This window comes from Kutzneria kofuensis (assembly GCF_014203355.1).
GTDB lineage: Bacteria > Actinomycetota > Actinomycetes > Mycobacteriales > Pseudonocardiaceae > Kutzneria > Kutzneria kofuensis.
Window position 1 is genome coordinate 8,144,834 of sequence record NZ_JACHIR010000001.1, and the last position, 13,101, is coordinate 8,157,934.

At 71.5% G+C, this 13,101-nt stretch carries 11 protein-coding genes; 7 read left to right on the forward strand and 4 right to left on the reverse strand.

Going from position 1 to position 13,101, the window contains the following annotated elements:
- Window positions 1-77: 77 nt before the first annotated feature.
- A complete protein-coding gene (locus BJ998_RS37075) occupies window positions 78-1,058 on the reverse strand; it encodes an enediyne biosynthesis protein (RefSeq protein WP_184867943.1) in 981 nt (326 codons plus the stop codon).
- Window positions 1,055-3,034, reverse strand: a complete 1,980-nt coding sequence (locus BJ998_RS37080) for a CRTAC1 family protein (protein WP_184867944.1) — start codon at window positions 3,032-3,034, stop codon at window positions 1,055-1,057. Before BJ998_RS37080 ends, BJ998_RS37075 begins: the two co-directional genes overlap by 4 nt.
- 256 nt (window positions 3,035-3,290) lie before the next feature.
- Between BJ998_RS37080 and BJ998_RS37085 the strand changes: the two genes are divergently transcribed.
- Window positions 3,291-4,919 (forward strand): MFS transporter, encoded by a 1,629-nt coding sequence (locus tag BJ998_RS37085; protein WP_184867945.1) that lies wholly within the window; start codon window positions 3,291-3,293, stop codon window positions 4,917-4,919.
- A gap of 64 nt (window positions 4,920-4,983) precedes the next feature.
- Here BJ998_RS37085 and BJ998_RS37090 read toward each other — a convergent pair whose 3' ends face one another.
- A complete protein-coding gene (locus BJ998_RS37090; RefSeq protein WP_184867946.1) occupies window positions 4,984-5,922 on the reverse strand; it encodes a YobF C-terminal domain-containing protein in 939 nt (312 codons plus the stop codon).
- 155 nt (window positions 5,923-6,077) lie between these two features.
- Between BJ998_RS37090 and BJ998_RS37095 the strand changes: the two genes are divergently transcribed.
- The 6 genes from BJ998_RS37095 (at window position 6,078) to BJ998_RS37120 (ending at window position 11,601) form a co-directional block, all read left to right on the forward strand.
- Window positions 6,078-6,698, forward strand: a complete 621-nt coding sequence (locus tag BJ998_RS37095) for a helix-turn-helix domain-containing protein (RefSeq protein WP_184867947.1) — start codon at window positions 6,078-6,080, stop codon at window positions 6,696-6,698.
- 137 nt (window positions 6,699-6,835) lie between these two features.
- Window positions 6,836-7,297: an enediyne antibiotic chromoprotein gene (locus tag BJ998_RS37100; protein ID WP_184867948.1), complete on the forward strand. Its 462-nt coding sequence runs from the start codon at window positions 6,836-6,838 to the stop codon at window positions 7,295-7,297.
- Window positions 7,298-7,500: 203 nt separating this feature from the next.
- Window positions 7,501-8,349 (forward strand): nucleotidyltransferase family protein, encoded by an 849-nt coding sequence (locus BJ998_RS37105; RefSeq protein WP_184867949.1) that lies wholly within the window; start codon window positions 7,501-7,503, stop codon window positions 8,347-8,349.
- Complete coding sequence (locus BJ998_RS37110; RefSeq protein WP_184867950.1) at window positions 8,346-9,416, forward strand: glycosyltransferase family 4 protein; 1,071 nt, start codon at window positions 8,346-8,348, stop codon at window positions 9,414-9,416. The genes BJ998_RS37105 and BJ998_RS37110 overlap by 4 nt, the downstream gene beginning before the upstream one ends.
- On the forward strand, window positions 9,413-10,618 hold the full coding sequence (locus BJ998_RS37115) for a DegT/DnrJ/EryC1/StrS family aminotransferase (protein ID WP_184867951.1): 1,206 nt from the start codon (window positions 9,413-9,415) through the stop codon (window positions 10,616-10,618). Before BJ998_RS37110 ends, BJ998_RS37115 begins: the two co-directional genes overlap by 4 nt.
- Window positions 10,585-11,601 carry a methyltransferase gene (locus BJ998_RS37120; protein WP_184867952.1) on the forward strand — a complete coding sequence of 339 codons (1,017 nt, stop codon included), beginning with the start codon at window positions 10,585-10,587 and terminating at the stop codon, window positions 11,599-11,601. The genes BJ998_RS37115 and BJ998_RS37120 overlap by 34 nt, the downstream gene beginning before the upstream one ends.
- A 118-nt stretch (window positions 11,602-11,719) precedes the next feature.
- Here the strand turns inward: BJ998_RS37120 and BJ998_RS37125 are convergent, their stop codons facing one another.
- A complete protein-coding gene (locus BJ998_RS37125) occupies window positions 11,720-13,069 on the reverse strand; it encodes an aldehyde dehydrogenase family protein (protein WP_221338254.1) in 1,350 nt (449 codons plus the stop codon).
- Window positions 13,070-13,101 lie beyond the last annotated feature (32 nt).

Genomic DNA, 13,101 nt, shown 5'->3' on the forward strand with positions numbered 1-13,101 from the left:
GGGTGGCGACCGCGTTCCCGCCGGCGCCCCCGATCGGACCCCGGCCGCCGGCCGTCCGCCGGCGGCCGGGAACCTGGTCAGCCGACGGCCGCCGGCCGGACCGGCCCGCCCTCCCGCCGCTCCCGCGAGCGGCGCCGCAGGTGCGCCACCCACCAGCCCAGCCCGCGCAGCGCGCACACGATGCTGGTGGCGAAGAACAGCGTGTAGACGACGTTGAACACCATCAGCACGCCGTACACCGTGGCCACCGAGGCGCCGAACACGAACTGGGCGCGGCCGGCCATGGGCGTGGTGCCGGGGTCGGTGATCATGTAGTTGGTGAACAGCACGAACGCCACCCCGGTCATCACCCCCAGCGCCGAGAAGATGGACACGTCCCAGATCCACCAGCGCAGCACCGCCTGGATCGCGAACCCGCCCATCCAGCCCATGATCAGCATGACCCGCTTGGTCAGCACCCCGTTGATCACGGTGCCGGCGGTGGCGATGAACAGCGGGATCATCACCCGGAAGTAGGTGTTGGCGTTCTCGGTGAACTCGTACGGCGGCGCGATGCTGGCCCACGTGCTGAAGCACAGCAGCACCATGGTGATGCCGAAGTTGGACGGGTTCATGAAGTGCCGCATCCGGCCCCTGATCGGCGCCTGGAGGATGTACTTGGCGCTCACCCCGACCACGACGCCGAAGGCCACCGGCCAGAACTGGTTGTTGGCGTAGAGCAGCATGTTCACCGCGACGCTGGTGATGTGCGCCGGCAGCAGGAACTCGTACACCCCGCGCACCCCGTTGCCGAGGAACCGCGGCCGCTCGCGGTGCGCCCAGGCGCGGATCATCTCCAGGCCGAGTTCGGTGGTGTAGCCGAGCAGCACCGCGGCGATCGGCCACAGCCACGGCTGCTCGAAGCCGAGCAGCGTGTAGCCGAAGATGTTGAACACGCTGATCGAGACGGCGAAGTTGCGCAGGGCCAGATAGCGCGGGTCGCGCGGGGCCGGCGCCGGGCCGGACGGCGGCGGCGCGCCCTGCGCCTCGCCCTTGACGGCCGGGGAAACGGCGGTCATCGGTTCGTCACCTCCTGGATCCCGTCGGTCAACATCAGGGTGTGCTCGCCGGGCTTGAGAGTGGTGGTCTGCTCGTGCCGGTGGCCCTGGAGATCCAGCCAGCGCACCTGCACGCTGACCGGGCCCATCTCGTCACCGAGTCCGAAGTGGACACCGAAGCTGCGGAAGCCACCGTGCCCGCCGCCGCCGTCGAGCTGCGACACCTGGCTGCCGCTGGGCGTGGTCACGGTGACGGTGGCGTCGTACGCCGGTGTGCCGACGCCGGCCATGCCCCCGCTCCGGCCCGGGGCCGCCGGCCGGAACAGGTTCAGGTCCAGGTAGTCGCCGCGGTCGGGCGAGGAGTTGGCGTAGAAGGCGGGCGGCCCCCACTGCCGGGCGATCGCCAGGTCCAGGGCGCCGGTGCCGGTGGTGTCCGCCGTCGCGATGCCACGGGTCGGGGTCGGCACGGCCAGGCCCAGCTCCTTGCTGATGTTGACGTACCTGCCGCTCCCCTCGCGGGCGTAGAAGGCCAGCGCCTGGTCGCCGGCGATGTCGTCGCCCGGCCGCACGTTCGGCCACATCGCCGGGTTGCTCAGCAGGTCGTCGTTGGTCATGGCCATCTCCTGCAGCCAGTTCCAGCGGTCGGTGTCGCCCTTGACGAAGCCGTCCGCCTGGACCATGGCCAGGGTCCCGTCGTTGCGGAAGTCGCCGAACTTGACGTCCCAGCACCAGCCGGTCCAGGCCACGCCGTACTGCTGCGCCTCCTGGGTGAACGGCGCGACGCCGTCGGCCAGCGAACCGGCCATGGCCGCGTTGTCCTCGGCCTGGTTCATGAACAGGAAGTTGCTCTCCTGAAGGCCCCAGGCGGTGGTGATGTTGCTGACCGCGAAGTCGAACCGCCCGGTCCGGTTCACGTCGCCGAAGTCCACGCCCATGCCCTTGAACGACCCGTTGCCGAGCACGAAGGACTTGGGCGTTGTCGGGCTGCGCTGGCCCTTGGCCTCGGTGAACCTGATGCGGCCCGGGCTGGACACGTTGTGCAGCAGGTGGCCGTGGCCGAAGTCGTTGGCCAGGTACATGTCCGGGACGCCGGAGCCGGTCAGGTCGGCGCCGGAGATGGCCAGCGTCCAGCCGGTCGAGGCGTCGTAGGGGATCGCGTCCCGGTCCTCGACGTAGCTGGCGGTGGGATGCTCCCCGCCGGCGCCGGACAGGAAGCGCAGCACTCGGTCGCCGCCGCCGTTGGTGGCGCTGGACAGCGACAGGTTCATCTGCACGTTGTTCAGGCCGTGCGGGTCGAGCACGTCGGAGTCGGGGAAGTAGTTGCCGATGACGATGTCGGGGTGCCCGTCACCGTCGAGGTCGGCCACGTAGTCGGCGTCGGTGTTCCAGCGCGGGCCGTGGTACCCGCCGTCGGTGCTCACCTGCGGCACCAGCTCGGTCGGCTCGTAGGCGGCCGGCGACGGCGTGGTCGCGGTCGACCTGGCCAGGAACAGGATCGGCGTGCGGCCCCAGTAGGTGACCAGCAGGTCCATTCGGCCGTCGCCGTTGAAGTCGCCCGGCGTGCAGCCGGTCGGGGCCATCGTGTCGTCGTACGGCAGCGGCGCGGCGTTCAGCGTGAACGGGGTGAACCGGTCCTGCTGCGGGGCCGTCGGCGTGTACGTGACGATCACGGAGTTGGTCCTGGTGTCCACAATGCACAGTGCGTCCGCGCGGCCGTGGCCGACCAGGTCGTTCATCGCGATGCTCGCGCCGACCGAGGAGATCCAGGACACCAGGTGCTCGTAGGCGGGGTTGACCGGGCGGATGGTCTTCATCGGCTGGTTGTCGTAGCCCGGCGGCATGGCGATGGGCAGTTCCCGGAATCGGTACCGGTCCGCCAGCCGGCTGCCGTCCGGGGCCGCGACCGCGCTCTGGCCGACCAGGAACAGCACCAGCAGCACGAGAATTGGCACGGCGCCGGGCACCAGTTTTCGGGCCCGGTCACGGGGTGTTCCCATAGTGATCCCCTCACAGGACGGCTGTTGCGCGCGTCCCCGTAGAGCTGTCGGCGAACTCGCCGCGGCGTGGCTCCGAGTGTGCTGAAGGCCGGGCGCGGAAAACTTCTCGCGGGTTGCCGCCTTGTCGGCCGATGTTCCCGAGTTCGAGGAAAACGGCTTCACAGCGGGAAGATGCCGCAAGCTGCGAGTAACGCCCCGCCGGACGAGCCCGAGACAATCGGGTGCTGCTGTCGATCACGGCGAAGGGGACGCACACGTGACGAACATCGAACCGGGCAGAGCACGCCGCACCGCCAACTTCCACCATCCCGTCGCCTTCTGGCTCGGCGCCGCGGCCTGCACCGCGGGAGTGCTGCTGCACCTGCCGATGTACCTGGGCGCGCGGGACATGGGCTACCGGCTGGTCGGCATGGAGATGGACGCCTCGATGCTGACGGGCATGGGGCTGATCCTGGCCGGCCTGGCGCTGGCGCTGTACGGGCTGGTGCCTCGTGGCGCCGGGTCGATCGGCCGGCGGGCCAGCGGGATCCGGGTGCGCGCGCTCGACGACGCGCCGGTCCGGTTCCAGCATGTGGCCCTGCTGGTCGTGATGGCGCTGGCGGTGACGATCGACGTGATGAAGCCGACCACGCTGGCCTTCGTGGCGCCCGGCGTGGCCGCGGAGTACGGGCTGAAGACCGCGGCCAACCCACACGGCACGCTGCCGGTGTCCTGGCTGCCGTTGGTCGGCATCACCGGCACGCTGCTCGGTTCCCTGCTGTGGGGCTGGGGCGGTGACCGGATCGGCCGCCGGGCCTCGATCGTGTTCGCCGCCCTGCTGTTCGTGTCCACCTCGATCTGCGGCGCGATGCCCAGCTTCCAGTGGAACCTGGCGATGTGCTTCCTGATGGGCACCGGCGCCGGCGGCATGCTGCCCATCGCCTTCGCGCTGATCGCCGAGACCATGCCGGCCCGCCACCGGGGCTGGCTGATCGTGCTGATCGGCGGGGACGTGGCCGGCGCGTACGTGATCACGAGCTGGCTGGCCGGCGCGCTGACCCCGGAGTACAGCTGGCGGATCCTCTGGCTGCTCGGGCTGCCGACCGGGCTGCTGCTGTTGCTGCTCAACCGATGGATCCCGGAGTCGGCGCGATTCCTGTTGGCCACCGGCCAGGACGAGGCGGCGGCGCAGGTGATGCGTCGGTACGGCGCAAGGGTCGTGACCGCGGCCGACTCGGCCGGGCCGACCGGGCCCCAGCCGTCCGGACGCGGCAGTTACGCCTCACTGTTCGCCCGCCCGTTCGCCGGGCCCACGACGGCGGTCGTCGCGCTGGCGGTGGCGATCGGCTTGCTGACCTACGGGTTCCAGTTCTGGGTGCCGACCAACCTGCAACACCTCGGGCTCACCGCGGTGACCTCCGACTACGTGCTGCGTGACTCGGCGCTGATCGGCCTGCCGGTGACGGTGCTCGTCGCGCTGCTGTACGGGTTCTGGAACAGCCGGTGGACGGTGATCCTGTTGTCCGCGCTGACGGCGGTGTCGGTGCTGGTGTTCGCGTTGTTCGCGGACACGGTGGTGCACAACCAGTTCCTGCTGTCGGTGCTGCTGGTGATCCCGCTGACCGGCATCAGCTCGGCCACCGCCGCGGTCACCGCGTACAGCGCCGAGATCTATCCGACCCGGGTGCGCTCCCGCGGCGCCGGGCTCACCGCGGGCATGACCAAGGCCGGCGGCGTGGCGGTGCTCGCACTGGCCGTTGCCGCGATCGCCGCGCCCTCCATCCTCCTGACCGCGCTGCTGGGCGCGATTCCGTTGCTGCTGGCCGTGGTGGTGTTCGCGCTGACCGCGCCGGACACCCACCAGCGGCAGCTGGAGGAGATCGTCGGCGAGCGCAGCGCGGTGTGACCGGAACCCGAGCGGGCCGCGCTTCGCCGGCCCGGTCGGGTCTCGCCCGGCCGCCACGGGCCGGTCAGTCGTCGGGCAGGCCGTAGCTCAGGCCGGCGGTCTGGAGCAGGGCCAGTCGGAGCTGCCCGTAGGTCGGGGCCAGCTCACGGAAGATGTTCGCCGCCCGGGCGGTGTTCCCGGTGACCAAAGGAAGTTGCAGCGCGCCGGTGAGCTTTGCCTGGCGCTCCAACAGGTTCGCGACTCCTGTGCAGCCGATCCGGCCGAACAGCGCGGCCGCCGCGGTCAGCCGCATGGCGCCGCCGCTGATCTGGTACTCCACCAGGTACTTGTGCTGCATGCGGGTCAGGCCGGCCTCCACCATGTCGGCCAGCCGCAGCGCGGTCGCCGCCGAGTCCGGGCCGTCCAGCAGCGCGATGGCCTTGGGAATGGACCGCCGCAGCGCTGTGTGCACGTCCACCTCGTGCACCTGCCGGAAGTTGGCGCGCGTGGTGTAGGGGGCGACCGGATAGCCCACGGTGTCGGCCTTCCAGGCCGTGAGGAACGCGTCCACCGGGACCGTCGCGAACGGATAGCCGTGCGGGTCGTGCATCAGCACGAGGTCACCGTCCACACCGAACACCACCACGTGGTGGTCGGCGCCGATCGGCTGGCCCAGCCCGGGATGGTGGGGCAGCAACCCCATCTCCACCGGGCCGGCCAGCACCGGCCGCTCCGGGGTGGCGGCGTGCAGCAGGGCCATTGCCTCCTCGGCCGAGCCGCCGTGCAGGTCGAACCGCCAGCCGAGCAGTTCCACGCAGTTGGCGATGCCCTCCGGGGGAAGCCAGTCGCGGGCGCAGAAGAACGGCAGGTCCTGGTCGACCATCCCGGTGCTCTGGATGCTCAGTCCGAAGGGGACACCGCTGAGGACGTCGAGGACGGCCCGGCCCGGACTGTGCCGGCCGAACATCATCGTGAGGGCGTCGGAGAAACAGTAGGGACCGTTTCCGCTGTAATCGACAAGCATGGCTGAAGTGTCGCAGCGCCGGCCGCGGGTTCGCTTTTCTGTCCGTGCGGTGTGCTGCGCAATTCTGAAGAGATTCCCGGCGACGCACGTTCCGAGTAGGCAGCTCCGTTTGGGCGGCCCGATGATGGGAGCGAGCCGAGAATGGGAGAACGGAAATGGGTGATGCCGCGGTGGTGGTGGCCGGCCGGGTGCCGGCGTTCGTGGCCGGACTGGCCGCGATCCTGGCCGAGGGCGGCTTCGAGGTCGCCCGGCCGCCCCGGCTGTCACCCTGGATCCAGCAGCGAGCCACCGAGGTGGCCGTGGTCGCGGTGCACGCCGACGAGGACCTCGACCAGCTGCGTTCGCTGGCCGACGAGTTCCCCGCGCTGTTGCTGGTGGCCGTGCTGCCGGCCGAGGAGGACGGCTGGTACGTGCGGGCGCTGCGGCGGGGCGCGCACGCGGCGGTGGCCTGGAGCTCGAGCCCGCCGGAGATAGTGGAGGCGGTGCGGGCGGCCCGCGACGGCCGGACGGTGCTGCCGACGGCGGTCGCTCGCAGCCTGGCCCGGTCGTCGATCGACCGGCCGAAGGGCACCCCGCTGCTGGCCCGCGAGGTGCACTGGCTGCGGGTACTGGCCGGTGGGGGCTCGGTGGTGCAACTGGCCAGAGCCGAGGGATATTCACAGCGTGAGATCTTCCGGCGGCTTTCCGATGTCTACCGCCGAATGGGTGCCCGTAATAGGTACGAGGCGATTGCGCTTGCTGGCCAGTGGGGACTGCTCGGCGGCGCCGGATCTTGACCGATCGCCCGGCCCTGGTTAGCCTGGCCTGGGGGGTAGTAAGTCTTTAGGACTTAGTTGTCCCAAGTTCCAACTTGTCGATCCATGCCCCCTTTGTGAATCGGGCGAAACCTCGATCTGGAAGGTCACACAAGGCCATGGTGAACATGTTCGGCTTCAACGCGGCCCGGGCCGGCGCGGTGTGCGCCGCCGTCCTGGCGGCAACGGCGCTGGTCGGCGCCGGGTACGCGACCGCGGCCCCGGCCGCGGCGACGATCAAGGTGACCCCGTCCACCGGCCTGAGCGACGGGCAGACCGTCGCGGTGGACGGGGCGGGTTTCACCGCCAACGACAAGATCGGTGTGATGGAGTGCGGGCCGGGCGACTGGCCCAACGTGAGCTGCTACTTCCCGAACCGAAGCATCGTCGTGTCCGACGGTTCTGGCGACTTCAGCACTTCGGTCGTCGTGGTGTCCTCGTTCACCGGCAACAGCCCGGTGGACGGCGCGCCGGCCGGCGCGGTCGACTGCACGGTCGCGCCGGGCTGCACGCTGCGGTCCGGCAGCATCGCGGACAACTCGGTGTTCGCCGACGCGGTGACGCTGGGCTTCGGCGGCTGACCCGGCGCCGATAGAACACCGATTCCGACCCCTGGCCGGCGCCCCCACCCCGGCCAGGGGTTGCCGCGCGTCCGGACCCGGTCCGCTCGGACAATCGGCTAGGCCACTGCGACCGGCCGTTTGTGGACTCCGACATCCAGCGCTGGCTGGATACGTTCGTCAGGACAACCACGAACCCGCTGGAGCTATTGGGGATGAGGACCATGCACGCCATTGTCATGGTGGGGGGCAAGGGTTCGCGCCTGCTGCCGCACACCAGGGAGCGGCCCAAGGCCCTGGTCAAGCTCGGCCGCTGCGCCATACTCGAGATCATCCTGCGTCGGCTGCGCGCGTTCGGGTTCAGCCGGGTCACGCTGTGCGTGGCCCACCTGGGGGAGCAGATCAGGGCCGCCTACGGCGACGGGTCCCGGCTCGGCCTGTCGATCGACTACACGGTGGACGACCGCCCGCTGGGCACCGCGGCCCCGCTGCGGCTGGTGGCGGACTGGCGGACGCCGGCGGTGGTGCTGAACGGAGACATCCTCAGCACCGTTGACTTCGGGCACCTGCTGCGTACTCACGAACTGAGCCGCAGCCTGCTCACCGTCGCCTACGTGCGCCGCCGGCTGACCGCCACGGTCGGGCTGGTGCAGCTGGCGGACGGTCGGGTCAGCGAGATCCTGGAGAAGCCGACCTTCGGGCTGCGCGTGTCCAGCGGGATCTACGCGGTCAGCCCGGTCGTCCTGGACTACCTGCCCGAGGGTTCGGTGGACATGCCCGGCCTGGTCAACGCCCTGGTGGCGAACGGGAAACCTGTGCACGGCTACGGGTTCGACGGCGCCTGGCACGACATCGGCACGCCCGGGCGGTACCTGGAGGCCAGTCGGGCCTTCGAGTCCGACCCGGACCTGTACCTGAGCCCGGCTCCGGCCGACGGCCGGCAGTGGCGGGTCCCGACGTCGCCGGTTCCCGGGTCGCCGGTGGACGCCCTCGCGGTGGCCGAGGACGGCCTGGACCTGACCGAGTTCGGCGACCACGGCGAGGACGACCTGCGCAGCGAGGCCCGCGCGTGACCGCCGGCGGGGTGGACGTGCTGGCGGTGTTCGGCGGCTACCAGGGAGCCTTCGCCGGGGCGGAGCGGATGGCCTGGCGCACGGCGACCGCCTTGGCCAAGCGGGGAAACCGGGTCGCGACGCTGACCGACAGCACCGAAGTCGCCGACGCGGGACCGCGGTCGCGTTCAGTGGCCGAGTTGTCCGCGGCCCGGCCGGACTGGCGGCCGGACGTGGTGCACGCGTACGACCTGGCCAAGCCGGCACACGTGGAGCTGGCCCGGCAGCTGGCCCGGCGATACCGAGTCGGGCTCGCCCTCACGCCGTGCTCCGTCGCGTCGGTGTGGCCGGAGCCCGAGCGGGCGCGGGAGCTGTGCCGGGCGGCCGACGTCCTGTTCGTCCTGACCGAGGCGGAACGGGCCGAACTGACCGGTATCGGCGTCCCGGCGCGGCGGATCCTGAGCATCCCGCAGGCGCCGGACCTCACCGAGCGAGCGGATCCGTCGGCGTTCCGGCGACGCCACGGCATCACCGGACCGGTCGTGTTGTTCGCTGCCCGGAGGGTCGCGTTCAAGGGCTACCGCGCGCTGCTGGCGGCCACGCGACTGGTGTGGCGGGAGCGGCCGGACACCACGTTCGTGTTCCTCGGCGCCGACGGCGAGCCGGAGGCCGCCGAGGCGTTCCGGGCGCACCGCGACCCGCGCATCCGCGACCTGGGCATGGTGGACGAGCAGACCAAGCACGACGCCTTCGCCGACTGCGCGGTGTTCTGCCTGCCCACCAGCGACGACGTGTTCCCGCTGGCCTTCGTCGAGGCGTGGGCATGCGGCAAGCCGGTGGTGAGCGGGCGGTTCCCCGGAGTGGAGGAGGTGGTGCGACACGGCGTGGACGGCCTGGTGGCCGAGGCCGCGCCCGGACCTGTCGCGGCCGCGCTGCTGACCCTGCTCGGCGATGCCCGCGCTCGCACGGCGATGGGGGAGGCCGGCCGGCTGCGCACGGCCGAGCGGTTCAACTGGGACAGGGTGGCCGCGATCGCCGAGGCCGGATACCGGTCGATCGGCGCGGCCGGCATCGGGAGGCGGGAATGAATGGGCCGGACCACTGGAAGGTGCTCTTCGCCGACAACACCATCGGTGAACCTGAGATCAAGGCGGTGACCGAGGTGCTGCGCTCGCGCTGGCTTTCGGCGGGCGCGGTCACCCGGCAGTTCGAGCAGGAGTTCGCCGCCACGCTCGGCGTCTGCGACGCGGTGGCGGTCAGCAGCGGCACGGCCGCGCTGCACCTGGCGGTGCTGGCCCTGGATCCCCTCTCCGGGGACGAGATCATCCTGCCGGCGCTGACCTTCGTGGCCTCGGCCGCGGTGGCCGCGCTGCACGGCATGACGCCGGTCTTCGCCGACGTCCGGTCCGAACGCGACCTCACCGTCGACCCGGCGGACGTCGCCCGGCTGATCACCCGTCGCACCAGGGCGATCGTCGCCATGCACTACGGCGGCCACCCGGCCGATGTGCTGGCCCTGCGCGACCTGGCCCGCCGCCACGGCCTGGTGCTGATCGAGGACGCGGCGCACGCGCCGGCGGTGCGGGTCGGGCAGCGCATGCTCGGCTCGTACGGCGACATCGGCTGCTTCAGCTTCTTCGCCACCAAGAACGCCACCACCGGCGAGGGCGGCATGGTGGTGGCCGAGGACCCGGCCGTGCTGGACCGGGTCCGGCTGATGCGGGCCCATCACCTGAGTTCGACGACCTGGCAGCGGGCCCAGTCCGGCGGCATCGGCTACGAGGTGGCCGGCATCGGCCTGAACTACCGGCCCACCGAGATCGCCGCCGCGCTGGGTCGGGTCCAGCTGGAGCGGCTGGCCGAGGACCGGACCCGGCGGCGGGCCCTGGTGGCCGCCTATCGCGAGGCGCTGGCCGACATTCCCGGCCTGGTGGTGCCGTTCGCCGAGCGGGCCGGGGACAGCGCGCACCACCTGATGGCCGTGTTGCTGCCGCCCGGCGCGGACCGGGAGCGGACCCGGGCCGCGCTGGCCGAGGGCGGGATCCAGACCTCGGTGCACTACCAGCCCACCAACCAGTTCTCGTTCTACCGCGGGCGGTTCCCCGGCGCCGCCCGGACGCTGCCGGTGACCGAGCGGGTCGCGCTCCGCCTGCTGTCCCTGCCGCTGCACGCCCGTATGTCCACATCGGACGCCGAGCTCGTCGCCACCCTGCTCGGCGAGCACCTGCGCCGTGAAGCAACCGTTACGGAGGAGACATGGCCCTGCTCGACCAGATCTGGCAACGCCTGACCCCGGCCGCGATCCGGCCGGTGCCGGCGTTCATGACGGACTTCCTGTCGGCCTGGGGTTTTCGCGCGGTGTGCGTCGCGTTCAAGTACCGGGTGTTCGACTCGCTGGCCGTCTCGCCCAAGACCCCGGCCGTGCTGGCCGAGGAGACCGGCACCCACGCCGGCGGCATGGCCCTGCTGCTGGACGCCCTCGACTGCCTCGGCTACGTGCGCAAGCGCGACGGCCGGTACGAGAACACGCCCATGGTCGAGCGGCTGCGGGAGACGATCAGCCTCGGCATCCCGTACTTCGAGAAGATCGCCTTCCGGGACTGGGAGCACCTGGAGACGCAGCTCAAGGACGGCCGGGGCGTGCGCCCGGTGTGGTTCGGCGGCGACTGGAAGATCTTCCAGGACGGCATGGTGTCGCTGGCCCGAATGAACATCGACGAGGTGCTGCGCAAGGTGAAGGTGGGCCGCTCGGCCCGCCGGCTGCTGGACCTCGGCGGCGGCCACGGCCTGTACAGCATCGCCTTCTGCCGCCGCTACCGGCGGCTGGACGCGGTGGTGTTCGACGTGCCGCAGGTGGAGAAGATCGTCACCAGGACGGTGGCCGAGCACGGCATGCAGGACCGGGTCAAGTTCCGCGGCGGCGACTTCTTCGTCGACGAGCTGGATCCGTCCGACGTGACCCTGCTGTTCAACCTGATCCACTCCAAGAGCGAGGAGGACAACCTGGAGATGATCCGGCGCGTCGCCGACAGCCTCGCGCCCGGCGGCACCGCGGTGCTGCTGGACCAGTTCCCCTCGCCGAAGCTGGGCAAGGTCGGCTACGCCTACGGCTCGCTGATGGCGCTGTCCATGTTCAGCGCCGCCGGGCAGCGGACCTACCAGCCCGACGAGGTCAGCGGTTGGTTCACCAAGGTGGGGCTGACCGACGTCAAGTTCCTGCCGATCCGCAGCGCCCCCGGCAACGCGCTGGTGGTGGGGCGCAAGGAGGGCTGAGGCACGAAGGCGGCCGGCCGGGCGAGCGAACCGGCCGGCCGCAGCCGCCGTTGCCCCGGGCGGGCCGGCGGCCAGCCGCCGGCCAGCCGCCGGCCAGCCGCCGGCCCGGCCAGCCGTCTCAGCCGTGCGCGTTGGTCACGCGGATCCTGGTGTATTCCAGCAAACCCCAATAGCCGTACTCCACTCCGACGCCGGAGTTGCGGGTGCCGCCGAACGGCACGTCGTGCCGAAGGTCTCCGTGCGCGTTGATCCAGGCGGTGCCGCAGTCCAGCCGCGCCGCGACGGCCGCGGCCTCGTGCGGCTCGCCCCACACCGATCCACCCAGCCCGAACTCGGTGGAGTTGGCCCGATCCACCGCTTCGGCCACGGTGTCGTAGCCCAGGACCGGGATGACCGGCCCGAACTGCTCCTGGGTCTCCAGGCGGGTGTCCGGCGGCAGGTCGGTGACGATGGTGGGCGGGTAGAAGTAGCCGGACCCGGTGGGCCGCCGTCCGCCGGTCACCATCCGGCCGCCGGCAGCGCGGGCGGCGTCGACCAGATCCACCACGTGGTGCCGCTGCGTCGCACTGACCAGCGGCCCCAGGTCGGTCGCGGCGTCCGAGCCGGGGCCGACCACGGTCTTCCGCGCGAGCTCCGCCAGCGCCTCCACCAGCTCCGCACGGTGCGGCTCGGGGACGTACACGCGCTTCACGGCGGCGCAGAACTGGCCGCTGTTCACCATCGCCGCCCGGAACAGCTCGCCGGCCACGTGTTCGATGTCCGCGCCGGCCAGCACCACCGCCGCGTCGTTGCCGCCCAGCTCCAACACGACGTGCTTGAACCCGGCCGCCGCGCGGGCGGCGATGGCCCGGCCGGTCGGGACCGATCCGGTGAAGGAAACCATGCGCACGTCGGGATGTCCGGTCAGGGCCGCGCCCAGCTCGCCGCCGCCGGTGACCACGGTGAGCACGTCCGGCGGCAGCACCTCGGCCAGGAGCTCGCCCATCCGCAGGCTGGACAGCGGGGTCAGCGGCGACGGCTTGACCAGCACGGTGTTGCCGGCCAGCAGCGCCGGCGCGATCTTGGTGACGGACAGGATGATCGGGTAGTTCGCCGGCGCGATGGCCGCGACCACACCGTGCGGCAACCGCTCCAGCACGACTCCCGCGCCCAGTGACTCCGGCGCCAGCCCGAGCTGTGCGGTGCGGGCGAACCACTCGGCCGCGAGTGCGACCTCGCCTTCGGCCTGGCGCAACGGCTTTCCCTGTTCCCGAGTCAGCAGCGCGGACAGTTCCGCGTGGTGCCGCTCGATCCGGGATCCGCAGGCACGCAGGACGTCGGCGCGGTCGGCCACGGATCGCCTCGCCCAGCCCGGAAACGCGGCCGCGGCGGCGTCGACCTTCGCCGCCAGCTCCGCCGCGCCGGTCCGCGCGATTCGCGCGATCACCTCCCCGGTCGCCGGGTCCTCGACTGCCAGCTGTGCGGTCATCGCTGCTCCTTCGCGGTCGGACATCGTAGTTC

Bases quoted from the DNA above. Each gene is read 5' to 3' on its own strand.
- BJ998_RS37075 (WP_184867943.1), bottom strand. From the start codon at position 1,058: ATGACCGCCGTTTCCCCGGCCGTCAAGGGCGAGGCGCAGGGCGCGCCG.
- BJ998_RS37080 (WP_184867944.1), bottom strand. From the start codon at position 3,034: ATGGGAACACCCCGTGACCGGGCCCGAAAACTGGTGCCCGGCGCCGTG.
- BJ998_RS37090 (WP_184867946.1), bottom strand. From the start codon at position 5,922: ATGCTTGTCGATTACAGCGGAAACGGTCCCTACTGTTTCTCCGACGCC.
- BJ998_RS37095 (WP_184867947.1), top strand. From the start codon at position 6,078: ATGGGTGATGCCGCGGTGGTGGTGGCCGGCCGGGTGCCGGCGTTCGTG.
- BJ998_RS37100 (WP_184867948.1), top strand. From the start codon at position 6,836: ATGGTGAACATGTTCGGCTTCAACGCGGCCCGGGCCGGCGCGGTGTGC.
- BJ998_RS37105 (WP_184867949.1), top strand. From the start codon at position 7,501: ATGCACGCCATTGTCATGGTGGGGGGCAAGGGTTCGCGCCTGCTGCCG.
- BJ998_RS37115 (WP_184867951.1), top strand. From the start codon at position 9,413: ATGAATGGGCCGGACCACTGGAAGGTGCTCTTCGCCGACAACACCATC.
- BJ998_RS37120 (WP_184867952.1), top strand. From the start codon at position 10,585: ATGGCCCTGCTCGACCAGATCTGGCAACGCCTGACCCCGGCCGCGATC.
- BJ998_RS37125 (WP_221338254.1), bottom strand. From the start codon at position 13,069: ATGACCGCACAGCTGGCAGTCGAGGACCCGGCGACCGGGGAGGTGATC.